Genomic DNA, 21,901 nt, shown 5'->3' on the forward strand with positions numbered 1-21,901 from the left:
CCGCTGGTCAGCCCTACGACGGGTCACTCTCTGCCCGAAACGCATCGGCGCCATCGTCCAAGCAGCCCTCGTCCTGACCCATCACGAGCACCAAGGCCGCTACTGAGAAAACCTCATTGGGGCGCTTTACCCCGGGTGAGCTCAAAGATCCGGCCAGTGCGCAAACGGGTGAAATCGGCGTCTGCCATGCTCTGCCCATGCTCGCGCTGCGCACCGACGAACCGCCCCGCCGTGCTCCCGCCATCTGGCGGACCATGCTGAACATCGACCGCGGCCTGGTGAACCTCGTCGGACGGCTGACCGTCACCGGCCGGGTACCGGCGCAGCTGCGCGGCAAGCCGCTGCTGATGGCCGCGAACCACATCGGTGTGTTCGACGCCTTCGTGCTGATGGCCGCGTGCAAGCGGATCGGCATCAACCCGCGGTTCATGCTGGCCGGCGGCATTCTCGACGCGCCCGTCATCGGGCCGGCGCTGCGGGTCAGCGGGCACCTGCGGGTCGACCGCAAGCACGCCGGCACCGCCGTCGGGCAGTTCGCCGAGGCCGTCGAGGCGATGAAGACCACGCGCGAGCCGATCGTCGTCTACCCCGAGGGCCGGATCAGCCACGACCCGGGCCTGTGGCCGGAACGCGGCAAGACCGGCGCCGCGCGGCTGGCGCTGGCGGCGGGCGTCCCGGTGATCCCGATCAGCCAGTGGGGCGCGCACGAGGCCGTCTACTGGGGCACCGAGACCGTCAACGGCCCGGCCGACCTGGTGCCGCTGGCCCGCTCCGGGCTCAGCGCTCCCCTGCGCCGCCCGCGGTTCCGGGTGCACTTCGGCGACCCCGTCGACCTCTCGGACATCGACACCCGGCGGCCGGGCGCCGGGGTTCGGGCGCACGCGAAGATCATGCAGGCCATCACCGACGGCCTCGTCCCGCTGCGCCGCGACGAGCTCGACCGTCCCCGCTTCCACGACCCGACGCGGCCCACCGACACGGTCAGCCCCTGGAAGCCGTCGTCCGGATCGTGAGACACGCGGGCGCGCGCCCCTAGAGTCGGCGGATGTGAGCACACGGATACTCGTCGTCTACTACAGCTCGACCGGGAACACCGCCGCCCTCGCCGAGTCGCTCGCCGCGGGCGCGCGCGAGGCCGGGGCCGACGTGCGGGTGCGGACCGTGCCGGAGACCGTCCCCGCCGACGCCATCGCGCGGAACCCGCGCTGGCAGGCCTGGGTCGACGCCGGCCCGCACCACGAGCTCGCCACGCTCGGCGACCTCGAGTGGGCCGACGGCCTCGCCGTCGGCAGCCCGACCCGGTTCGGCGGCCCGGCCGCCCAGCTGAAGTCCTTTTTGGACAGTACCGGCGGCTTGTGGGCGCAGGGAAAGCTGGCGGACAAGGTCGCGACGTCGTTCACGACGGCGTCCACCGCGCACGGCGGCCTCGAGTCGACGCTGCTGGCGATCAACAACGTCTTCTACCACTGGGGCGCGATCGTCGTGCCGCTCGGCTACACCGACCCGCACCTCAAGGAATCCGGCAACCCGTACGGCGGCTCGTTCGTTTCCCGCAAGTCGGCGGCGCCGGACGACGTCGCGCTCGACGCCCTGCGCCTGCAGGGCCGGCGCCTGGCCACGATCACCACGCACGTCGCGACCGGGCTGAAGCGCGCGGAGTGAACGTCCGGGTGCCGGAGCACCCGGACGTCGGGTTCAGCGCCGGGCCCCCGCATCACCCGCGACGAGTGCCGGGAAGGCGGGTTCGTCGCCGGCCGGGCCACCGCCGGTCTGCGGGGCGCCGTGTGGCTTCACCGCGACCTGCGGGGCCGGCTTCGGCTTGGGCGCCGACGTCGGCTTGGTGGGCTTGGTGGGCTTGGTGGGCACTGGCGTCGGCTTGGTGGGCGTCCCGACGGTGAAGTGCTGCGAACGGCTTCCGGTGCCGCCGTCGAGGCAGTACATGGTGGCCACGTAGGCCCCGGGCTGCACCCCGGTGAACGTGATGGCGTACTTCTTCCCGTCCCACGTCATCACACCCGACTGGATCGGCCGCTGCCCGCGGTAGTAGTCGTAACCCGCTTCGGCCTGGACACCTTCGGCGGCACAAGTTCCCGTGATGGTCACGGTGGTCCGCGACACCGCGACGTTCATGGAGGTCGGCGAGCCCGGGTACGGTTCCCGGGCCGAAGCCGCGGCCGGCAACAGCAGCACGCAACCGGCGGCCGCACCCACGGCGGCAAAGGATCTTCGCATTTCTCCTCCGAATCGTCGGCGGGGTTTCGGGGCATTCGGGAACACGCCCGCGGCCGTGCCCGTGGTTGCGGCCCGAACGTAACGAAACGGACTCGCCGGCCCGTGATCCAGATAACCGGGAAAATAGCTTCGGCGGTGACGTCCGGGCACCTACAGTCGCGACGGTGACCACCGAACTGCCCGTCCTCGCGCCGCCCCGGGTCGCCCACCGGGGCCGCGGGACCTCCTACGTCCTGCTCGCCGCGCTGTTCTTCAGCACGTCGGGCACCCTGGGCAAGTCCGTCATGACGGCCGGGATCACGCCGCAGCAGGTGGCCGCGGCGCGGATCGCGCTGGCCGGGGTCGTGCTGCTCGCCGGGGTCGCGCTGGTGGCGCCGCGGAAGCTGCGGGTGCGCCGCGCGGACCTGCCCGTCCTGGCCGGCTACGGCCTGCTCGGCGTCGCCGGTGTCCAGCTGCTCTACTTCGTCGCCGCGGGGCGGATCCCGGTCGGGATCGCCATCCTGCTCGAGTTCGTCTCGCCGGTGCTCATCGCGTTGTGGGTGCGGTTCGTCCGGCGGCACCGGCTGCCGCGGGCGGTGTGGGGCGGCATCGCGCTGGCCATGGTGGGACTCGCGCTGGTCGCGCAGGTCTGGGAAGGCGTCACCTTGGACGGGCTCGGCCTGCTCGCCGGCTTCGGCGCGGCGCTGTGCTCGGCGGCCTACTTCCTGCTCGGGGAACGGGCGGTGGCCGACATCGACCCGCTGGGCCTGGTCACCTGGGGCATGGTGGTCGGCGCGGTCGCGATCAGCTTCGTCGCGCCGCCGTGGACGTGGCCGGCCGCGCTGCTCGGTGCGCCCGTCGGGTTCGGCGTCTGGCACCCGCCGGTGTGGCTGCTGCTGACGCTGCTGGTGCTGGTCGCGACGGTGCTGGCGTACGTCTGCGGCATTTCGTCGCTGCGGCACCTGCCCGCGTCGGTGGCGAGCGTGCTCGGGCTGGTCGAACCGGTGATCACGACGGTCGCCGCGTGGGTACTGCTCGGCGAGCAGCTCGCCTGGCCGCAGCTGCTCGGCTCGGCGATCCTGCTGGGCGGCGCGTACGTCGTCCAGCGCAACTCGGCGATCCTGACGGCCTGAAGTTGCGCAAATCCTGCACCGGATGAGCCGCGGGTGCGAAAATTCCGCGATCCGGGTTCTCTGCGGGGAGGTGGCACCTTGGCGACCGAGTCCGGGCTGCGGCCCGAGCTGAGGCAGCGGCACGTCCGGATGATCGCCCTCGGCGGGATCATCGGCGCGAGCCTGTTCATCGGCAGCGGCGCGGTGATCCGCACCGTGGGCCCGGCGGCGGTGCTGTCCTACGCCATCGGCGGGCTGCTCGTCGTGCTGGTGATGCGGATGCTCGGCGAGATGGCGACCGCGGCGCCGTCGCTGGGCTCGTTCATGGAGTACGCGCGCGACTCGCTCGGCGGCTGGGCGGGGTTCACCATCGGCTGGCTGTACTGGTACTTCTGGGTCGGCGTGGTCGCGTTCGAGGCGGTGGCCGGCGCGAAGATCCTGCAGGGCTGGCTCCCCGGTGTGCCGCAGTGGGTGTTTTCGCTGGCGCTGATGCTGCTGCTGACGGCGACGAACCTGGCGTCGGCGCGCTCGTTCGGCGAGACGGAGTTCTGGCTGGCGTCGATCAAGGTCGCCACCATCGTCGTGTTCCTGTTGCTGGGCACGCTGTTCGTGCTCGGGCTCTGGCCGGACGCCCACTTTTCGGTGGGCAACATCGGCCTCGACGGCTTCGTCGCGAAGGGGCCGTTTTCGGTGGTGCACGGCGTGGTCATCGTGATCTTCTCGTACTTCGGCGCCGAGATCGTGACGATCGCGGCGGCGGAGTCCGACCAGCCGGAGACGGCGGTCCGCAAGGCGACGTCGACGATCGTCTGGCGCGTGATCGTGTTCTACGTGGGTTCGGTGGCCCTGCTGGTGATGATCACACCGTGGCGCGAAATCCCGAGCGAGACGAGCCCGTTCGCGGCGGCGTTCGGCCGCTTCGGCGTCCCGGCGGCGTCGACGATCGTGTCGGCGGTGGTCCTGACGGCGGCGTTGTCGGTGCTGAATTCGGGGCTGTACACGGCATCCCGGATGCTGTTCGCCCTGCGCCGCCACGGGTGGGCCCCGGGCTGGATAGCGGACACGAACGCCCGCGGCGTGCCGTGGAAGGCGATCCTGGCGTCGACGTCGGTCGGGTACGTGGCAGTGGTGATGAGTTACGTGTCCCCGGACAAGATCTTCTACTTCATCATCAATTCGGCGGGCGCGGTGGCATTGTTCGTGTACGCGATCATTTGCGGCTCACAGATCCGCATGCGGCGACGGCTGGAGGCTTCGGAGCCGGAGAAGCTGAAGCTGCGGATGTGGGGATATCCGTGGCTGAGCTGGGTGACGCTGGTGCTGACGCTGGTGGTGGTGGCGTCGATGTTGTTCGTGGACGAGGACGCCCGGGCGCAGCTGTACCTGAGTTTGGTCAGCCTGGCGGTGATCCTGGGGGTGTACGCCCTCATCCGCCGGCGATCCGGCTCAGCGCCGACCCCCAAGTGAAGCGAAGAAGTCCTCAGCCGGCCTTGCGTACGAGTCCGGTGTATCCGGCGAGGGCAAGGGTTGCCAGCGCCCACATCGCCGCTTGCACGAGCCACACAGCGGCGGTGAACACTCCGCCCCATTGAGTGTCGACGTTGAAATCACAGCGGCTGCGCACTCCTGTCGACGAAAGCGGCAGGCCTCTGTCAAGACCGACACCGATGAGTTCGATCGTCGTGCAAGGCACTCCTACGCCGCTCGTGAACGAGGTGGTGCGTTCGACGGTGTGGTGCCGACCGTCGCCGACATGGCCGGCCCACAAACCCAGTCCTCCGGCGACGCTCAGAGCTATCAGAAGAGCTCCAGCCGTGCGACGTGCGAGGTAGCCGTACCCGGCCAGAATGCCCCAGAGGCGGTGAAACCGCCGGTTCCACCAGGTGCCGATCGCCTCGGGCGCGCGCTGATGGAGATCTTGTTGCTGGCGGATGAGGATCCTACGGGCATTGCCCTCGTGGCCTGCAGCGCGTTCCACCGCCGCCAACTGCTGGTACGGCCCGGGACGGTAGGTCTTCGTGTGGAATCGGATGAGGTGCAGCCACTCCCGCCAATCAGGCGTGTCGAGGCTGCCGAACGTGAACCGGTCAAGGTCGACTTGGTTTCCGTCGACACAAGGAAACCCGGACTGCTTCGCGGAGCACACCGAAGACAACGGCATCGAAACAGTGGCGACCTCCGCATCTCTGATATCCATGAGTAGGTCGCCATCGGTGTTCATCGCTTCCACGGCAGGACCGCTGTCATTGACGACCTCGGCGCGATCGAGGTCGACGTACCCACCGACACGGGCGCCGCGCAAGCGTACCGCTCCAGCCTCGCCGACACCGGAGATTCGGGTCCCTTGCAGCTTCAGATCACCGTCGACCTGCAATCCGTCAGCCAGCAAACGCCGGAGCCGGCAGTTCTGGAAGCTGACCCAGGGGAAGTGGCTTCCCGTCAGCGCGATCGGTTCGGCGACAACGCATCGTCTCAAAGAGATACCGGCGGTCGCTGCGATCTGGTCGAGCCGCAGCCTGCCGACGATCCTGAGCCCGATCAACCGGACACCTTGCGGATCGAGCGGACCTCGCCTTCCGAGAAGCAGTTCCCTCAACAGCTCGGCACGCACTTCGTGGACTCCCTCTTCACGGGCGGCCAGCTGTTCGAGCGCCAGCGAGCTGACCTTGAGCTCGGCACCGCGCCGCGCAGCCTCGACGACCTTTCTTTCGCAGCCCGTCAGATCATTCAGAACCGGGATCGGCGATAAGTCAGTCACGTGTACCAAGTCGGCGAGGAACAGCTTGGTGCTACACGGAGTTGTTCGCCAGTTGGGGAGAGTTGTGAGCTCGCCGAGTGTCGAGTTGGCGTTTCACCGTTTTCATCCGCCGGCGATCCGGCTCAGGGCCCCGAAGAACACGTCCGTGATCTTCGCCGGGTCCGGGGCCACGAACGCCTGGCCGCCCGTGGCCGCCGTCAGCTGGTCCAGTTCCGCTTTGTCCGCGTCCGGGCCGATGCCTACTCCGATCAGGGGGATCGGGCGGCGGGGGTCCTGGAGCTTCGCCAGCCCGGCCAGCGCCTCCTCGCGGGAAATGCCGTGCGGGTCCTCGTTGCGGCCGTCCGTCATCACGATCACCAGGTTCAGCCGGCCCGGTTCCCACTCGCGGCGGGCCGTTCGGTACGTGTCCAGGACGCTGTCGTACAGCCCGGTTCCGCCGTCCGGGGTGGCCTTTACCTCGGCCAGTTTGTCCAAGGCTCCGCTCGCCAGGTGCTGGGCGACCGGCGCCATCGGCAGCAGCTCGCGGTAGTCCTTGTCGCCGTCCAGGCGCGTCGAAAACGCCAGCATGCGCAGCTGGGTCGCCGGCTTGAACAGGCGCATCGCCCTCGCCGCCGCCTGCATCGTCACCTGCATGCGGTCCAGGCCCGTGCCCGGGACCTGCGCGTTCATCGAGCCCGACACGTCGACCAGCACCTGCACCCGGGCGCTCAGGTTGATGCCCGCCCACTGGTTGAGCAGCTCGTCGACCGCCGGAGCGGACGGGAGGTTCGCCACCCGGATGCCCTCGGGCCGCACCCGCGGGTCGTCGGGGTGGTCGCGCAGCGCCTGGCCGCCCGCCGCGCGCAGGCCCGTCCGGGCGATCGCCTCCGTGCCCGCGTCGCCGAGCGCCGCCTCGCGCAAAGCGTCGACGAGCGGGCGCTGCTGCGGGGTGATGCCGCCCAGCTCCGCGAACGGGTAGTCCAATGTGGGCACCGCCGTCGAATAGACCGCGACGAGCGGGGACTTCGCGTCCTCGACGTTGTGGCGCAGCAAGGAATTCTCCGACGCCGGGAACGCCGTGACCGCGGCCGTGCCGCCGCCGTCGCTCGACCCCGGCAGCCGCGCGATCAGCTCCGTCTCCGCGCCGAGCGTGTTGGCCGAGAACCTCCGCAGCGTCGCCACGTACGCGGCCGAAGGCTCGGGCGACGCCTTGACGCTGTCCCGCAAGCCCAGCAGCGCCATCGCGCCCACCGGGTCGCGCGCCGGGTCGGACATGCCCGGCACCACACCCGGCGCCGCCAGCACCTCCGCCCAGGTCGGTGCCCGGTCGGGCCAGCCGAGGCCCTTGGCGACGTCCGCGGCGACCGCCAGGACCACCGGCGAGCTCGCCACCGACGCCCCGGTTTCGGGGACGTCGGAGGCGCCGAGCTGGTGGGCGCGGCGCAACGCCAGCGTGGAGTCCGGAACCCAGACCTGCGGCCGCGGGCTGCCGTCCGACAGCGCGAGCCGCTCGGCCGCCGGGGTCGCGTCCCGCGTCTGGATCTCGATGCTGCCGCACTTCAGGTCCAGACCGTGCACGACGAGCGACAGCGCCGGCGCGATGTCCGGCGACGCGGTGACGAGGACCTTGGCGGGCTGCTCGCACGTCGGCCGCGCGCGCACGGTCGTCACGGCCGCCCACGCGCCGGCTCCGAGGAAGAGCACGAGACCGGTCGCGAGGGCGGGCACGAGCAGCCGGCGTCGCCTACCGTCCGAATGACGTCCCATCGGCGCGGCCTCTCTGCGCGAGGCGGGGTGGGATCAAGGTTATCCCGCGGCAAAGCGGCGGTTCGTGGTCCAGACGGCCTAACAGAAGGGCTGTGGAAGCAGTGAAGGCCGCATCGAGGGCGCGAAAACCCTCGATGCGGCCTCCACGGACCGGAAACCTAGACCGGGATGACCGTCGGGACGATCATCGGGCGGCGCCGGTACGTGTCGGCCACCCAGCGGCCCACCACCCGGCGGACCGCCTGGGCGATCCGGTGCGTGTCGGTGATGCCCTCGGCCTCCGTGCGCGCCAGCTCCATCTCCACCAGCGGCACCACGGCGGCGAGCGCCTTCGGGTCGTCGGAGAAGCCGCGGCCGGACACCGTCGGGCTGCTGACCGCGCGGCCGGTGCTGGAGTCCACCGCGACGCTGATCGAGATGAACCCGCCCTCGCCGAGGACCAGCCGGTCCGACAGCGTCGACTCGCCGACGTCGCCGACCGACAGGCCGTCGACGTACACGTGCCCCACCTCGACGCGGCCGGTGCGGGACGCCTTGCCGTCCACGAGGTCCACGACCACGCCGTCCTCGGCGATGACCACGTTCTCCGCGGCGACGCCGGTGCGGATCGCCAGCTCGCCGTTCGCGCGCAGGTGCTTCCACTCGCCGTGGACCGGCATCACGTTGCTCGGGCGCACCGCGTTGTACAGGTAGAGCAGCTCCCCCGCCGACGCGTGACCGGACACGTGGACCTTCGCGTTGCCCTGGTGGACGACGTTCGCGCCGAGCCGGGTCAGGCCGTTCACCACGCCGAACACCGCGGTCTCGTTGCCCGGGATCATCGAGCTCGCCAGCACGACCGTGTCACCGGCGCGGATCGAGATCTGCCGGTGCTCGCCGCGCGCCATCCGCGACAGCGCCGAGAGCGGCTCGCCCTGCGAACCCGTCGAGACGAACAGGACCTTGCTCTCCGGCAGGGTGCTCGCCTGGTCGAGGTCGACCAGCAGGCCGTCCGGCACGTTGAGCAGGCCCAGCTCGGCCGCGATCCCCATGTTCCGGACCATCGACCGGCCGACGAACGCGATCCGGCGGCCGTGCCGCTGCGCGGCGTCGAGGACCTGCTGGACGCGGTGGACGTGGCTGGCGAAGCAGGCCACGATCACGCGCTGGTCGACGCGGCGGATGACGTCGTCGAGGACCGGGCCGATGTCGCGCTCGGGCATGACGAACCCGGGCACCTCGGCGTTGGTCGAGTCGACGCAGAACAGGTCGACACCCTCGTCGCCCAGCCGGGAGAAGCCGGCCAGGTCGGTGAGGCGCCCGTCCAGCGGGAGCTGGTCGAGCTTGATGTCGCCGGTGTGCAGGACCACGCCCGCCGGGGTGCGGATCGCGACCGCGAGCGCGTCCGGGATGGAGTGGTTGACCGCGAAGAACTCGAGGTTGAACGCGCCGACGTCGCGGCGCTCGCCCTCGCGGACCTGGATGAGGTTCGGCCGCTGCCGGTGCTCCTTGGCCTTGGCCGCGAGCAGGGCGTTGGTGAACTTCGAGCCGTAGATCGGCAGGTCCGGCCGCAGGCGCAGGAGGAACGGGACGGCACCGATGTGGTCTTCGTGCCCGTGGGTGAGCACGAGGCCGTCGATGTCGTCGAGGCGGTCCTCGATCGCGCGGAAGTCCGGCAGGATCAGGTCGACGCCGGGCTGGTCGTCCTCGGGGAAGAGCACTCCGCAGTCGACGATGAGCAGCCGGCCGCCGTACTCGAAGACGGTCATGTTGCGCCCGACTTCGCCGATACCGCCCAGCGCGACGACGCGCAGGGCTCCTTCGGGCAGTGCGGGCGGGGCGTTGGTGGGGCCTGGGCCGACGAGAAGTGAGCTCACCGAGGCAGGGTCCCAACGCTGGTGTGCGAGGTCGGCGCGACGTAGGCCGCTCGCGAATCTGCTTGTGCCACCCGCTCACCATGCCAGTCCCGGGCCGCCGTGTCGCCCAGCGGCACGCCGCCCTGGGCAAGATCAGCAGCGATCGAGGCCGTCTGCTCGGCGGTCGGCGCGACGATCGGCAGCCGCGGCTCGCCGATGTCGAACCCGCGCAGCCGCAGCGCCGCCTTGCTGAAGGCGACCCCGCCGACCCGCGACATCGCGCGGAGCACCGGCAGCATGCCGCGGTGGTTGGTGCGCGCGGTGGAGGTGTCGCCGTTCTCGTAGGCGTCGAGCATCGCGCGGATCCGGCCCGCGACGACGTGACCGATCACACTCACCACGCCGACGCCGCCGACGGAGATCCACGGCAGGTTGAGGCCGTCGTCGCCGGAGTAGTAGGCGAGGTGGGTGTTGGCGATGACCTCGGAGCCGGCGATCAGGTCGCCCTTGGCGTCCTTGACCGCGACGATCCGGGGGTGCTCGGCCAGCCGCAGCAGCGTGTCGACCTCGATCGGGACGACCGAACGCGGCGGGATGTCGTAGAGCAGCACGGGCAGCCCCGTGCTGTCGGCGACGGCGGTGAAGTGCGCGAACAGCCCGGCCTGGCTGGGCCGCGAGTAGTACGGGGTGACGACCAGCAGGCCGTGGGCCCCCGCTTCTTCGGCCTGCTTCGCCTGCTCGATGCTGTGCGCGGTGTTGTTGGTGCCCGCGCCGGCCACGACGGTCGCGCGGTCGCCGACGGCCTCGACCACGGCGCGGATCAGCTCCTGCTTCTCCGCGTCGGTCGTGGTCGGGCTCTCGCCGGTGGTGCCGTTGACCACGAGGCCGTCGTTCCCCAGCTCCACGAGGTGCTCGGCCAGCTCCTGCGCCCGCTTCAGGTCCAGTGCGCCGTCGGCGTCGAACGGGGTGGCCATCGCGGTGAGCACGCGCCCGAAGGGCCGTCCGGGCGCTGCGGTAGGTGGGTTGGACATGGGGAGACGGTACCTCGCCGGTCCGACGAAAACCGCGTGGACCTGGTCACCAGGAGGATTTCCCGGGGTCGGCCGCTCGTCGCGGAACTTCTACTTGACCTTGGTCACGATCGGGGCGGTGATCGGGCCGCCGTCGGCGCGGGCGAGCACGCAGTAGAACTCGCGGCTGGGCTCCTCACCTTGCTTCCCGGGAGTTCGGCGCCACTCGGTTTCGGTGGGCACGAGCGCGCGGAAGGTGAGGTCCGCCCGGTTCGGTTCGGGCACGATCGACGACCGGAACGCGGTCGCGCACGCCGCTTCGGCGCCGGCCGTCACGGCGGGCAGGCCCGGGTAGGCCGCGACCTTGGCGTCGTCGGAGCTCCAGTTCTCGACCGAGATCAGGTTGCCGATCTCGTAGACCTCCAGCGTGTGGCTCTTGTCGCAGTCGGTCTTGTTGTCTTCCTCGCTGATGATGGAGCCGTCCTGCACCGGGGTGTTGAAGCACCGGTAGTAGCCGCCGATGTCGGTGCGGAGCTGGCCGCCGACGCCGTAGGTCATGGTCGCCTGCTTCTGCTTGTCCACGGCGGGCGTCTCGTAGGCCTTGCCCGCGAAGAAGCCGCCGACCAGAGCGGCCACGACGAGCACCGCGGCGGCCGTGAGCCACAGCGCGCGGTGGGACTTCTTCGCGGGCGGCTGTGGCGCGGCCCGGCCGAGCATCGCCGTGCCGTGCGGCGGCGTGGGCCGCACGCCCTGCGCCGTGGTCAGCAGGTTCTGGGCCTGGGCCGCGGTCAGCCGCGCGTCGGGGTTGGTGACGAGCAGGCCGAGGATGGCCGCGGCGATCGGGCCGTGTGCGCGGGTGAGGTACGGGATCTCGGTCATGATCGCGTGCAGCGTCGCGGCGGTGGTCGCGCGCTCGAACGGGATCGAGCCTTCGACGGCGAAGAAGAGCGTCGCGCCGAGGGACCACAGGTCGGACGCGGGCATCGCTTCGCGGCCCTCGACGCGCTCCGGCGCCATGAAGGCGGGCGAGCCGACGATCATGCCGCTGGTGGTCAGCCGCGGGTCGTCGACGGCGTGGGCGATGCCGAAGTCGGTCAGCTTCACGCGGCCGTCCGGCGCGACCAGGATGTTCGCCGGCTTGACGTCCCGGTGCACGATCCCGGCGGCGTGCGCGGCCTGCAGCGCGGCGAGCACCCGCTCGCCCAGCTGCGCGGCCTGCGCGGCGGCCATCGGGCCGCGCCGGCGCACGAGGTCGGCGAGGCTGGGCGCTTCGACGAGCTCCATGACGATGAAGGTGGTCCCGCCGTCGGTGACGACGTCGTAGACGGTGACGACGGCGGGGTCGTTGAGCCGGCCGCCGGTGCGGACCTCGCGCAGGGCGCGTTCGGAGAAGACGGCGGCGGATTCGGCGTCCGGCAGCCGCAGTTCCTTGACGGCGACCTGCCGCCCGATGACCTGGTCCTGTGCCCGCCAGACGACACCCATGCCGCCCCGGCCGAGCTCGCCGAGCAGGAGGTAGCGGCCGGCGACGACCCGCTGACCAGGCGTAACGGGGGCCTGCGGCGGGTAGGGCCGGGTTCGTTCGTCGGTCACGGTGCTCCTTTTGGCGGCGGTCGCGCAGATGCTAGTCGGACCGCCGCGGGGCGCCGCGGGTTCCGCGGAATTCGTGACGTGGGCCGGCCGGCTCGGGCCACTGGCGGGTCGGCCGGCGTCCCTGGCGGGCCGGGTCGCGTGCCGGGAGGGTCAGGGGGTTTCGCCGCGGTAGGGAAGCCAGCGGTAGCCCGGGGCGAACTCGCTGAACTCGGCGTGGCTGCCGGTTGCCGTCCAGATCCGGTCGCTGACCACCAGGCCCGGGAAGATCGTCAGGTCCTTCTCCGCCAGGAGCTCGTCGTGGTGGCGGAACAGGTCGGTCTCGATGCCGGCGAGCGCGTAGCGGTAGACCGGCGGGGCGGTCCGGAGCAGCCAGTAGAGCCGGCGGCCGGCCGCCGTCATGGCCGCCGCCTCCTCGCGGGTGTGGGCGCCCGTGCGGCTGAGGCCCTCGGGGGCGATGCCGCACCACCACGCGCCGTCGCCGGGGAAGACGCTCGCCGGCCAGCCGTCGAAGTGGCGCGCGAGGTCGTGGGCGTGGGTCGCGCGCTCCCCGCATTCGGCGTTGAGAGCGAAGGTCCAGGCCATGGCCGCTACCCCGTTCCGTCGGTCAACCGGTGACCGTGAGCCAGATGAGCACCAGGTTCAACGCGATGATGATCGCCGCCACGACGCAGGCCGCCAGGGTGGTCAGGCGGTGGTTCGCGTCCTCGCCCAGCAGCGACCGGTCCGCCGTCAACCGGATCAGCGGCACCAGGGCGAACGGGATGCCGAACGACAGCACCACCTGCGAGACCACCAGCGCCGCGCTCGGGTCCGCGCCCAGGGCCAGCACCACGATCGCCGGGGTCAGCGTCACCAGGCGGCGCAGCACCAGCGGGACGCGCTTGTGCAGCAGCCCCTGCATGATCATCGCGCCCGCGTACGCACCCACCGACGTCGAGGCCAGGCCCGAGGCCAGCAGGCCGATGGCGAACATCAGCGCGATGCCCGGGCCGAGCGCCGAAGCCACCGCGCCGTGGGCACCCTCGATGCTGTCCACGCCCGCCTGGCCCTGCAGGTTCGTCGCCGCGAGCAGCAGCATGCCGAGGTTCACCGCGCCCGCCAGCAGCATCGCCAGGCCGACGTCGGCCCGGGTCGCGCGCAGCAGACGGCGGCGCCGGGCCGGTTCGAGCCGGCCGTGGCGGTCGCGGACCAGGCCGGAGTGCAGGTAGACCGCGTGCGGCATCACCGTCGCGCCGAGCATGGCCGCCGCGATCAGGATGCTGCCGGCGCCGTCGAACTTCGGGACCAGGCCGCCCAGCGTCTGCGTGGCCGACGGCGGCTCGACGAACAGGCTCGCCAGGAACCCGATCGCGATCACCGCCAGCAGGCCGGTGACGACCCGCTCGAACGTCCGCTGGCCGCCGCGGTCCTGGACCGCCAGCAGCGTCAGCGACACCGCGCCGGTGATCAGGCCGCCGACGACGAGCGGCAGGTCGAACAGCAGGTTGAGGGCGATCGCGCCACCGACCACCTCGGCCAGGTCGGTGGCGATGGCGACGATCTCCGCCTGCGCCCAGTAGGCCAGCCGGGCCGGCCGCGACAGGCGGGCGCGCAGGGCCTCCGGCAGCGACATCCCGCTGACCAGGCCGAGCTTCGCCGACAGGTACTGCACGAGCACGGCCATCAGGTTCGCCGCGACGATCACCCAGACCAGCAGGTAGCCGTAGCGGGCGCCGGCGCTGATGTTGGACGCGACGTTCCCGGGGTCGACGTAGGCGATGGCGGCCACGAAGGCGGGCCCGAGCAGGGCCGAGCCGGTGCGCAGGCGGGTCACCAGTCTCGGGCGGACTGCCTCGGTCACCGCCATGAAACCTGCCTCTCGCCGGATGTCGGGAAACCCAAACCGAAGTTTAGGCACGCCGAACTTTGCTTTTCAAGGGTGACGACTCCACCCTGGAGCCGGGGTACCCCGAAAAGCCGGAAAGGCCACCTCGATGAGTTCGAGGGCCTTCCCCGGCGGCGGATCAGGGGTGGGCGACCTCGTGGCCGGATTCGCGCAGGGCCGCGACCGCGTGGTCGAGGTCGGCGGCACGGACCAGGATGTGGTCGGTGTCGAACGTCGACATCGAGAACAGCGCGACCCCGGCCGCGGCCAGCTCCGAGGCCAGCGCGGCGATGATGCCGGTGAGCGTGAACTCCAGCGGACCACGGACCGACAGCAGCCGCCACCCGTCCTCGGCCGCCGTGGCGCCGGCCGGCTCGTGGCCGGCCGGGCAGATCACGGACAGCTCTTCGGGGGTCCGCGTCACCGAGACGAACCCGTCGCCGGGCGCGAAGAGCTCGGCGGGCACCGCCGCGTCCGCGGGCAGCCGGACGACGGCGTACTCGCCGGGCCGGACGTCGATGGCAAGTCGCTTCATCAGGCTTCCAGCACCTTCGGGCTCGTGGCGATCTCGGTGCCGTCCGGCAGCGTCGAGATGGTGAAGTCCGCGAACACGTTCGCCGCGGCCTTCTGCAGCTGCCGCAGGCATTCCACGGCCAGCTCGCGGATTTCGACGTCGGCGTGCTCGGTCGCGCGCATCGCGACGAAGTGCCGCCACGCGCGGTAGTTCCCGGTGACGACGATGCGCGTCTCGGTCGCGTTCGGCAGCACCGCGCGTGCGGCCTGGCGGGCCTGCTTGCGGCGCAGGGTCGCGCTCGGGACGTCGGCGAACTTCTCCTCCAGCCCGGCCAGCAGCTCGGTGTAGGCGTCGACGCTCGCCTGCGTCGCGGCGAGGAACTTCTCGTGCAGCACCGGGTCGTTCGCGATCACCTCGGGCTCGACGAACTCGGCGTTGCGCTCCGGGACGTACCGCTGCGAGAGCTGGGAGTAGGAGAAGTGGCGGTGGCGGATCAGCTCGTGGGTCAGCGAGCGGGAGATGCCGGTGATGTAGAAGGTCACCGAACCGTGCTCCAGCACCGAAAGGTGCCCGACGTCGATGATGTGCTCGAGGTAGCCGGCGTTGGTCGCGGTCGCCGGGTTCGGCTTCTTCCACGACTGGTAGCAGGCCCGGCCGGCGAATTCGGCCAGCGCTTCGCCGCCGTCCGCGTCGGTCGACCACGGCACGTCCCCGGGCGGGAAGAACTCGGTCTTCGCGATCAGCTGCACTCTGGGTGACACGGTTCCGGTCACGTCAGCACCCCTTCTCCCGGCTCTCGCGCAGCCTAACCGCGTGCGGGCCGTCACTTCCGGGGGACACGTGACATCACGGCTTCCTTGACTGACGTCACCGATGACGTCATAGTGGTGTCATGGACCTGACCCCGTACATCGCCAACCTTCGCGAGGACCTCGCGAACACGGCTGCCGCCGGGGACGAGCACACCCGGCGGGCGGCCGCACTGCTGTCTTCCGCGCTCGAGCCCGCCGTCCGCCTGACCCTGATGAACGCTCTCGCCGACCTCGCCGCCGAGGTCACGGCCGCACTGCCCGGCCAGGTGGTCGACGTGCGGCTCGACGGCCGGGACGTCCGCGTGGTCGTCACCGGCACCGCCGAGGAGACGACGTCACGCACGACACCACGTGACACCACGCCACCACCACCGTCGTCGCCGATCGACGGCGGCGACATCAGCCGGATCACCCTCCGGCTGGTCGAGCAGATCAAGGGCCAGGCCGAACGCGCCGCCGCCGCCCAGGGCGTCTCGCTGAACACGTTCGTTTCGCAGGCCGTGCAGGGCGCGCTGGGCCACGGCGTGCTCGGCGGCGGGGGCAGCAAGCACCAGAGCAAGGGCGGCGGGTCGCACCTGCACGGCTGGGTCGAAGGCTGAGGGGACGAGACGATGAGTGAAGAACAGACCACACCGGCCGGCGAGCCGGACGACGAACTGGTCCGGATCGACGAGTTCGAGACCGACGTCCCGCTGGAGCTCGACGTGAGCGTCACGATCGGCCGCGTCGAGATCGTTCTCGAAGGCGATTCCGGCGCCCGCGTGGAGCTGCGGCACGACCAGGGCGAGCAGCAGCCGTGGGTGGCGGGCGTGAACAGCCTGCTGTCCTGGGTCGGCGAGCGCTTCGGCGACCAGCTCGGCGTCGACCCGTCCGCCTCCCCCGCCGAGGCGGTGCGGCAGAGCCGGATCGAAAAGCTCGGCAACCGCCTGGTCGTGCAGGCACCGAAGGCGTGGCAGCTGCGCAACGCCGCGCTCGCGGTGAAGGTGCACGCGCCGTCGGGCTCCCACGTCGAGGTGCGCGCGGGCGCGGCGGACGTCACGGTGACCGGTTCGGCCGGCCGCGTCGACCTGCTGACCGGCTCGGGCGAGGTGAAGCTCGACCGCGCCGACGGCTCGGCCACCATCCGCACCGGCAGCGGCGCGGTCCGGCTCGGCCCGACGCTGGGCGGGCTGCAGCTGCGCAGCGGCAGCGGCTACGTCGAGGCGTCGTCGATCACCGGCTCCGCGTCGCTGGCCACCGGCACCGGCGACGTCTGGCTGGGCGCGGTCTCGGGCGAGGTGATGGCCCGCACGGGCAGCGGCGACCTGTCGGTGGCCGACGCCGCATCGGGCTCGCTGGACCTGATCACCGGCTCCGGCGAGGTCCGGATCGGCATCCGCGGCGGGACGTCGGCGGAGGTCGACCTGACCTCCAGCGCGGGCCGCGTGTCCAGCGAACTGGACGTCGCGGACGCGGCCCCGGAAGGTGGCGTGAAGCTGAAGGTCCGAGCCCGCACGGGCACCGGCAACGCCGTGGTGACGCGCGCGGCGGGCTGAGTAAGGGGGAAGGACGGGCCGTTCCCGGTGCGGGGGTGCCGGGGACGGCCCGTTCGCGTGCCACCTCCGCCGAGCGCGCTCGGCGATGCCCGAGCGCGCTAACGGACCAGCTGCCCCAGCGGCGCCGCCAGGTCGCCGCGTTCCCCCACCGTCACGCCCGACAGCCCGAGCCACTCCGCCATGTGCCGCAGCTCCGCCGCCAGCTCCGGGAGCACCCGGGCCACGTCGACCCCTTCCTCCGCGAAGGCCCCCTGCACCCGCAGCACCCCGGCCGCCCGGTCCGACTTCAGATCGACACGGGCCACCAGCTCTCCGTCCAGGAGGAACGGGAACACGTAGTACCCGTACACCCGCTTCGGCTCCGGGACGTAGATCTCGATGCGGTAGTGGAACCCGAACAGCCGTTCCGTGCGGGCCCGCTCCCAGATCAGCGGGTCGAACGGGCACAGCAACGCCCGGCCCGCCACCGTCCGCGGGGTGCGGGCCGCCACGTGCCGGTACGCCACCTGCTTCCAGCCGCGGACCGCCACCGGCTCCAGTTCGCCCGACTCCACCAGCTCCGCCACCGCCTGGCGGGCCGGGGCCGGGCCCAGGCGGTAGTAGTCGCGCAGGTCCGCCTCCGTGGCCACGCCCAGTGCTCGCGCCGAACGCGAGAGCAAGCCCCGGGCGCCCTCCTCCGCGGACACCGAACGCGCCAGGATCTCCGGTGGGACCACCCGCTCGGTCAGGTCGTAGAGGCGTTCGAACGAGCGCCGCGTGCCCGTGGTCAGCTGGCCGATGCCGAACAGGTACTCGCAGACGCGCTTGACCTCCGACCGCTCCCACCATGAGCCCGGCCCGCGCCGCTGGGCGTCCGCCTCCACCGCGCGTTCGATGCCGCCCGCGCCGATCGGGCCCAGCTCCTTGACCACCGACAGGATCTCGTCCACCAGGCCCGGCGACTTCTCGATCAGCGGCCCGTAGTGCCGCCACCAGCCGTCGCGCTTGGCGCCCGAGCGGATCAGGGGCCAGTCCTCGATCGGGAGCAGGCTCGCCTCGTGGGCCCACGTCTCCACCAGCATCCGCGGGCGGCGCGCCGAGTTCGCCCACGCCGCCTGGTCGAGCAGCGCCGGGTCGTACGCGCCCAGCCGCGAGAACACCGGCATGTAGTGCGCCCGGACCGCCACGTTCACCGAGTCCAGCTGCAGCAGCTGCACCCGCGACAGCACCCGTTTCAGGTGCTGGCGCGAAGGCACGCCGGCCGGACGTGGGTCGGTGAAGCCCTGTGCGGCCAGGAACGTCTTCCGGGCCGTCGCGACGCTGATCGTTTGCATGGTGAGCTCATGGTGCCACCCACCACCGACAAAACCGGGAGCCCATGGATCCGTCCATGCCCCCACCGCCGCCCTCGACGATGGCGCTGTACTAACTTCGGCCCATGAGCGACGCCGCCGTCCGTCCCGCCGATCTGTCCGACGCCGCGGAGATCGCCCGCATCCAGCGCGACACCTGGCACGCCGCCTACGAGGACCTGCTCGGCAAGCAGGCCCTCGCCCAGCTGGACGCCACCGACCTGGCCGGCACCTGGACCGAGACCATCGACTACCCCGGCAGCCTCGTCTACGTCGCCACCGAGGGCGAGTTCACCGTCGGGTTCTGCGTCGCCGGCCGCGCGCCCGAAGACGAGGTCGCCCAGGCCGACGGGAGCCTGCCCGAGGACGCCGGCAGCACCGGGCTGATCGCCACCCTGCTCGTCGAGCCGCGCTGGGGCCGCCGCGGGCACGCCGGGCGGCTACTCGCGACGGCCGCCGCGGGCCTGCGGGCCGACGGCGCCACCCGCGGCATCGCCTGGGTCGCCCAAGGCGACCACGCCACCCTGGGGTTCTACCGCCGGGCCGGCTGGAACCCCGACGGCACCGTCCGCACCCTCGACACCGGCGAGCGCACGCTGCGCGAGGTCCGGCTCACCGGCACCCTCGACCTGTCCCTGACCTGAGTCCCGGAAGATCACCCACCGCATCACGGCGTACATGAACACGCCTTCGCACCCGCCCGCGAGCAGCCGCGAGACGTGGTATTCGACGCCCAGCGCCGTCAGCCCCGCGCCCACACCCAGCAGAAACGCGGCGTAATTGACAGCAATCGCAAGTATGTAAAGACCCAGTTGGATTCCCACGGCGGCGTGGGAATGGAAGTTGAACGTCCGGTTCAGGACGAAGCTCAGCCCGAACGCGCAGACGTACGCCAGCGTGATCGCCAGCCAGACCGGCCAGCCGAGCACGCCGTGGAAGACGGTCAGCAGCCCCAGGTCGACGCCGAACGTGAACCCGTTGATGAGGCAGAAGCCCAGAAACGTCGGCGCCACGATCCGCGACAACCCCAGGGGAAGGCCGCGCACGACGGCCCGGCAGAGGGCGCCGAATCGGTCAGCGGGCGTACGGGCTTGCTCGGCGGCCACCCCGTCAGTGTTCCGGCCGGAGGTGACGGGCAGCCGTCCGGCAGGTGATCTTCTGGTGCGGACCACCCACCGAAGAGGGGGGTAAACCCCCGTGCGCGGAGATTTCGAACTGATAACTTGGAAGAACGCGAGAGCTTTTCAGGAGGTGACACGATGAGCTGGATCCTGCTGACGCTGGGCGTCGCGTTCGGTTCGGCCATCGTGCCCTTGATCAACGCGGAAGTGTTCCTCCTCGGGTTGTGCGCGAGCCAGCCGGGGCTGCACTGGCTGTGGCTCGGGGCGGCGGTGGCGGTCGGGCAGATCGCCGGGAAGACGCTGTACTACCTGGCCGCGCGCGGCACGATCAAGCTGCCGAAGCCGCTGCACGACCGGCTGCACCGCGAGCGCCCGATGACGCCCCGGCGCGTGCGCTGGCAGCTGCGGACCAAGCGGATCCGCGGGTGGGTCGAGTGGCTGCGCGAGCGCTGCCACCGGCACCCGCACTGGATGGCCGGGACGTACGGGGTGAGTTCCCTGGTGGGGTTGCCCCCGTTCATGGCGACGAGCGTGCTGGCCGGGCTGGTCCGGATGCGGCTCGCGACCTTTTTGACGACGGGACTCGCCGGAAGGTGGATCCGCTTCAGTTTGATCGCGGCTTCACCCGCGGTGTTCGCGGGCTGGCTGCACCACTGAGACGAGGGCGGACCAGGCGGCACGCGAGACGGTGAGCTGACCGAGGTGGCGGGCCTTGGTATCCCGCACGCCGACAGCCTCCGCGAGGGAAACCTCGACACAATCGGTTTCGGTGCCGCTGTAGCTCGACTTGCGCCAGGTCAACACGGTGCCTCCTAGCTATCGTGCGGCCTCCCGCAAAAGGGCGAGGGATGCCTCCTCGGTGAGAGCTTTACCGGTGATCAGCCTAGCCAGCGCCCGGTACGGGCCGCCACCTTCACTTTCGGGCAGGAATCCGCTGGCGTGGTGGTGCTCCAGATGCACGATGGCGGGCCGGTCGCCGAACTCGTAGATGATGAACGACCCGATCAACCCGGGGTGGTAACCGGCATCCAGCGGCACGATGCGCAACGAGATATTCGAGCGCCGCACGGCTCGCAAAAGATGGTCGACCTGGTCGGACATGATGTCCTCGCTGCCGACCTGGGTCCGGAGGGTGGCCTCGCCGACAAGGGCATGCAGGTGGACCGGTTCTCGCTTGGTCAGGATTTTCTGGCGGTTCAAGCGCATGACCAATCGCCGGTCGGCTTCTTCTTCGCCGATGCGCGCAGCGGTCAGAACCGCGCGCGCATAGTCGGCGGTCTGGAGCAATCCGGGGACGATCGCGGGCGCCCAGTTGGTGATCTTCGTGGCGGTGCGCTCGTACTCGATGATCCCGGTGAGCGCCGACGGCAGGTCCGACGGATTCGAGTCCAACCAGTTGGGATCTTTCACGTGCTGGGCCAGGAACAGGATCCGCTGTGTCGTCGCGCGGTCGATCCGCAGGTACCCCAGGATCCGGGCCACCTCCTCGATCGGCGGCACCCGGATCCCGAGCTCCCACTGCGAGAGCAACCGCGGATCCACTTCCAGGGCCCGGGCCAGCTCGCGCAACCCGAATTTCCGCGCCTCACGCACCTCGCGCAGCGACGCGGACAACGCCCGGCAACCCGGAGAAGACGAAGTCGGTTTCATGCGGCAGATAGTACGAATGCCGCTCATTTCCCGAATGAACGACAACTGTCAGCGAATTGCCACACCACCGTCCCGGTCACCGCCACCACGAAAGCCCATCCGCCGATCGGCTCCGCGAACACCGCCACCAGAAAACAAAACGCCGCGAATCCGCCCAGGCCGCGCAGCACACCCCGCGTGGTCGCCGCGGCCGCCGCCGGGCCACCTTGTGCGAGCGCGAACACCGCCACCACGGTCGTTCCCGTCGGGAAGGGCGCGAGGACGCCCGTCAGGTCCGGGCCGAGCCGTCCGGCCGCGGCCGTCAGGACCACCACCAGGACCGCCGTCGCGGCCGCGCGGGCGGGCAGGTCCCACCACGGCAACCGCACCGGCCCCGCCTCCCCCGGCTCCGGCAGCAACCGGACCCCCGCCCCGGCCGCCGCCAGCGCCAGCCCGAGCGCCACCCAGACCGGCACCGGCGCGAACGACAACGCCAGGTCCAGCGCCAGGCACACCAGCCAGCCGAGCAGCACCGTGCCGACCCAGCCGCGCGCCCGGGACACCCGCGCGAACACCACCGCGAACGCGGCCAGCGACACCAGCCCCAGCAGCGACGCCGACGCGGCCCGCGCCACGAACGCCGTGCCGTGCTCCAGGTACGTGATCAGCAGGATCGGCCCCGCGACGACCGGCATCGCCACCAACAGGCCGGTCAGGCCGGGGCCCCAGCGCCGTCCGGCCAGCGACGAGCCGACCACCAGCAGCGGCGCCAGGACGAGCTTCAGCAGCAGCGTCACCGAGCCGAGTCTGCCGGACCCAAGGGCCGGCCG

General features: G+C 71.2%; 22 protein-coding genes and 1 pseudogene. 8 read left to right on the forward strand and 15 right to left on the reverse strand.

The window, feature by feature from the left end; genetic code table 11:
• Window positions 1-197: 197 nt before the first annotated feature.
• Together ACLJOU_RS44005 and wrbA are read left to right on the forward strand one after the other, a co-directional pair.
• Window positions 198-1,013, forward strand: a complete 816-nt coding sequence (locus tag ACLJOU_RS44005) for a lysophospholipid acyltransferase family protein (protein ID WP_410575235.1) — start codon at window positions 198-200, stop codon at window positions 1,011-1,013.
• A gap of 34 nt (window positions 1,014-1,047) precedes the next feature.
• Window positions 1,048-1,662 (forward strand): NAD(P)H:quinone oxidoreductase, encoded by a 615-nt coding sequence (gene wrbA, locus ACLJOU_RS44010; RefSeq protein ID WP_410575236.1) that lies wholly within the window; start codon window positions 1,048-1,050, stop codon window positions 1,660-1,662.
• A 33-nt stretch (window positions 1,663-1,695) separates the two neighbouring features.
• Here wrbA and ACLJOU_RS44015 read toward each other — a convergent pair whose 3' ends face one another.
• On the reverse strand, window positions 1,696-2,232 hold the full coding sequence (locus ACLJOU_RS44015) for a hypothetical protein (protein WP_410575237.1): 537 nt from the start codon (window positions 2,230-2,232) through the stop codon (window positions 1,696-1,698).
• Between the two features lie 164 nt (window positions 2,233-2,396).
• Between ACLJOU_RS44015 and ACLJOU_RS44020 the strand changes: the two genes are divergently transcribed.
• Window positions 2,397-3,344: an EamA family transporter gene (locus tag ACLJOU_RS44020; protein WP_410575238.1), complete on the forward strand. Its 948-nt coding sequence runs from the start codon at window positions 2,397-2,399 to the stop codon at window positions 3,342-3,344.
• Window positions 3,345-3,422: 78 nt separating this feature from the next.
• A complete protein-coding gene (locus ACLJOU_RS44025) occupies window positions 3,423-4,790 on the forward strand; it encodes an amino acid permease (RefSeq protein WP_410575239.1) in 1,368 nt (455 codons plus the stop codon).
• Window positions 4,791-4,803: 13 nt separating this feature from the next.
• Here the strand turns inward: ACLJOU_RS44025 and ACLJOU_RS44030 are convergent, their stop codons facing one another.
• The 9 genes from ACLJOU_RS44030 to thyX form a co-directional block, all read right to left on the reverse strand.
• Window positions 4,804-6,081 carry a hypothetical protein gene (locus ACLJOU_RS44030; RefSeq protein ID WP_410575240.1) on the reverse strand — a complete coding sequence of 426 codons (1,278 nt, stop codon included), beginning with the start codon at window positions 6,079-6,081 and terminating at the stop codon, window positions 4,804-4,806.
• Window positions 6,082-6,183: 102 nt separating this feature from the next.
• Window positions 6,184-7,827: a substrate-binding domain-containing protein gene (locus ACLJOU_RS44035; RefSeq protein ID WP_410575241.1), complete on the reverse strand. Its 1,644-nt coding sequence runs from the start codon at window positions 7,825-7,827 to the stop codon at window positions 6,184-6,186.
• A 158-nt stretch (window positions 7,828-7,985) separates the two neighbouring features.
• Window positions 7,986-9,635 (reverse strand): ribonuclease J, encoded by a 1,650-nt coding sequence (locus ACLJOU_RS44040; protein WP_410575313.1) that lies wholly within the window; start codon window positions 9,633-9,635, stop codon window positions 7,986-7,988.
• A gap of 44 nt (window positions 9,636-9,679) precedes the next feature.
• The gene (gene dapA / locus ACLJOU_RS44045; RefSeq protein ID WP_410575242.1) at window positions 9,680-10,693 is read right to left on the reverse strand and encodes a 4-hydroxy-tetrahydrodipicolinate synthase; all 1,014 of its coding nucleotides are present in this window, start codon (window positions 10,691-10,693) and stop codon (window positions 9,680-9,682) included.
• 90 nt (window positions 10,694-10,783) lie between these two features.
• On the reverse strand, window positions 10,784-12,265 hold the full coding sequence (locus tag ACLJOU_RS44050; RefSeq protein ID WP_410575243.1) for a serine/threonine-protein kinase: 1,482 nt from the start codon (window positions 12,263-12,265) through the stop codon (window positions 10,784-10,786).
• A 150-nt stretch (window positions 12,266-12,415) separates the two neighbouring features.
• Complete coding sequence (locus ACLJOU_RS44055) at window positions 12,416-12,847, reverse strand: hypothetical protein (RefSeq protein ID WP_410575244.1); 432 nt, start codon at window positions 12,845-12,847, stop codon at window positions 12,416-12,418.
• Between the two features lie 22 nt (window positions 12,848-12,869).
• On the reverse strand, window positions 12,870-14,111 hold the full coding sequence (locus ACLJOU_RS44060) for an Nramp family divalent metal transporter (RefSeq protein WP_410575245.1): 1,242 nt from the start codon (window positions 14,109-14,111) through the stop codon (window positions 12,870-12,872).
• Between the two features lie 157 nt (window positions 14,112-14,268).
• Window positions 14,269-14,664, reverse strand: a complete 396-nt coding sequence (locus tag ACLJOU_RS44065) for an ACT domain-containing protein (protein ID WP_410575246.1) — start codon at window positions 14,662-14,664, stop codon at window positions 14,269-14,271.
• Complete coding sequence (gene thyX, locus ACLJOU_RS44070; protein WP_410575247.1) at window positions 14,664-15,416, reverse strand: FAD-dependent thymidylate synthase; 753 nt, start codon at window positions 15,414-15,416, stop codon at window positions 14,664-14,666. The genes ACLJOU_RS44065 and thyX overlap by 1 nt, the downstream gene beginning before the upstream one ends.
• A 119-nt stretch (window positions 15,417-15,535) precedes the next feature.
• On the opposite strand from thyX, the gene ACLJOU_RS44075 reads away from it, so the two are divergent.
• Window positions 15,536-16,054 (forward strand): toxin-antitoxin system HicB family antitoxin, encoded by a 519-nt coding sequence (locus ACLJOU_RS44075; RefSeq protein WP_410575248.1) that lies wholly within the window; start codon window positions 15,536-15,538, stop codon window positions 16,052-16,054.
• 12 nt (window positions 16,055-16,066) lie between these two features.
• Window positions 16,067-16,990, forward strand: coding sequence for a DUF4097 family beta strand repeat-containing protein (locus ACLJOU_RS44080; protein WP_410575249.1), 924 nt, complete (start codon window positions 16,067-16,069; stop codon window positions 16,988-16,990).
• Between the two features lie 98 nt (window positions 16,991-17,088).
• Here ACLJOU_RS44080 and ACLJOU_RS44085 read toward each other — a convergent pair whose 3' ends face one another.
• The gene (locus ACLJOU_RS44085) at window positions 17,089-18,303 is read right to left on the reverse strand and encodes a winged helix-turn-helix domain-containing protein (RefSeq protein WP_410575250.1); all 1,215 of its coding nucleotides are present in this window, start codon (window positions 18,301-18,303) and stop codon (window positions 17,089-17,091) included.
• A 104-nt stretch (window positions 18,304-18,407) separates the two neighbouring features.
• Here ACLJOU_RS44085 and ACLJOU_RS44090 point away from each other — a divergent pair, with 104 nt between their 5' ends.
• Window positions 18,408-18,965, forward strand: coding sequence for a GNAT family N-acetyltransferase (locus ACLJOU_RS44090; RefSeq protein WP_410575251.1), 558 nt, complete (start codon window positions 18,408-18,410; stop codon window positions 18,963-18,965).
• Window positions 18,966-19,031: 66 nt separating this feature from the next.
• Here the strand turns inward: ACLJOU_RS44090 and ACLJOU_RS44095 are convergent.
• A pseudogene (locus ACLJOU_RS44095) lies at window positions 19,032-19,493 on the reverse strand (GtrA family protein); the annotation flags it as partial.
• An 87-nt stretch (window positions 19,494-19,580) separates the two neighbouring features.
• Between ACLJOU_RS44095 and ACLJOU_RS44100 the strand changes: the two are divergent.
• The gene (locus tag ACLJOU_RS44100) at window positions 19,581-20,099 is read left to right on the forward strand and encodes a hypothetical protein (protein ID WP_410575252.1); all 519 of its coding nucleotides are present in this window, start codon (window positions 19,581-19,583) and stop codon (window positions 20,097-20,099) included.
• Here the strand turns inward: ACLJOU_RS44100 and ACLJOU_RS44105 are convergent.
• Genes ACLJOU_RS44105 through ACLJOU_RS44115 form a run of 3 tightly spaced genes read right to left on the reverse strand, consistent with a single transcriptional unit; the run spans window position 20,064 to window position 21,868 of the window.
• The gene (locus ACLJOU_RS44105; RefSeq protein ID WP_410575253.1) at window positions 20,064-20,246 is read right to left on the reverse strand and encodes a DUF397 domain-containing protein; all 183 of its coding nucleotides are present in this window, start codon (window positions 20,244-20,246) and stop codon (window positions 20,064-20,066) included. The genes ACLJOU_RS44100 and ACLJOU_RS44105 overlap by 36 nt on opposite strands.
• Window positions 20,247-20,258: 12 nt before the next feature.
• Window positions 20,259-21,092 carry a helix-turn-helix domain-containing protein gene (locus tag ACLJOU_RS44110; protein WP_410575254.1) on the reverse strand — a complete coding sequence of 278 codons (834 nt, stop codon included), beginning with the start codon at window positions 21,090-21,092 and terminating at the stop codon, window positions 20,259-20,261.
• Window positions 21,093-21,115: 23 nt separating this feature from the next.
• Window positions 21,116-21,868 (reverse strand): hypothetical protein, encoded by a 753-nt coding sequence (locus tag ACLJOU_RS44115; protein ID WP_410575255.1) that lies wholly within the window; start codon window positions 21,866-21,868, stop codon window positions 21,116-21,118.
• Window positions 21,869-21,901 lie beyond the last annotated feature (33 nt).

The sequence above is a fragment of the Amycolatopsis sp. cmx-4-61 genome, from assembly GCF_046548775.1.
Classification (GTDB): domain Bacteria; phylum Actinomycetota; class Actinomycetes; order Mycobacteriales; family Pseudonocardiaceae; genus Amycolatopsis.

Bases quoted from the DNA above. Each gene is read 5' to 3' on its own strand.
- ACLJOU_RS44005 (WP_410575235.1), top strand. From the start codon at position 198: ATGCTCGCGCTGCGCACCGACGAACCGCCCCGCCGTGCTCCCGCCATC.
- ACLJOU_RS44015 (WP_410575237.1), bottom strand. From the start codon at position 2,232: ATGCGAAGATCCTTTGCCGCCGTGGGTGCGGCCGCCGGTTGCGTGCTG.
- ACLJOU_RS44035 (WP_410575241.1), bottom strand. From the start codon at position 7,827: ATGGGACGTCATTCGGACGGTAGGCGACGCCGGCTGCTCGTGCCCGCC.
- dapA (WP_410575242.1), bottom strand. From the start codon at position 10,693: ATGTCCAACCCACCTACCGCAGCGCCCGGACGGCCCTTCGGGCGCGTG.
- ACLJOU_RS44055 (WP_410575244.1), bottom strand. From the start codon at position 12,847: ATGGCCTGGACCTTCGCTCTCAACGCCGAATGCGGGGAGCGCGCGACC.
- ACLJOU_RS44060 (WP_410575245.1), bottom strand. From the start codon at position 14,111: ATGGCGGTGACCGAGGCAGTCCGCCCGAGACTGGTGACCCGCCTGCGC.
- ACLJOU_RS44065 (WP_410575246.1), bottom strand. From the start codon at position 14,664: ATGAAGCGACTTGCCATCGACGTCCGGCCCGGCGAGTACGCCGTCGTC.
- ACLJOU_RS44075 (WP_410575248.1), top strand. From the start codon at position 15,536: ATGGACCTGACCCCGTACATCGCCAACCTTCGCGAGGACCTCGCGAAC.
- ACLJOU_RS44080 (WP_410575249.1), top strand. From the start codon at position 16,067: ATGAGTGAAGAACAGACCACACCGGCCGGCGAGCCGGACGACGAACTG.
- ACLJOU_RS44085 (WP_410575250.1), bottom strand. From the start codon at position 18,303: ATGCAAACGATCAGCGTCGCGACGGCCCGGAAGACGTTCCTGGCCGCA.
- ACLJOU_RS44090 (WP_410575251.1), top strand. From the start codon at position 18,408: ATGAGCGACGCCGCCGTCCGTCCCGCCGATCTGTCCGACGCCGCGGAG.
- ACLJOU_RS44100 (WP_410575252.1), top strand. From the start codon at position 19,581: ATGAGCTGGATCCTGCTGACGCTGGGCGTCGCGTTCGGTTCGGCCATC.
- ACLJOU_RS44110 (WP_410575254.1), bottom strand. From the start codon at position 21,092: ATGAAACCGACTTCGTCTTCTCCGGGTTGCCGGGCGTTGTCCGCGTCG.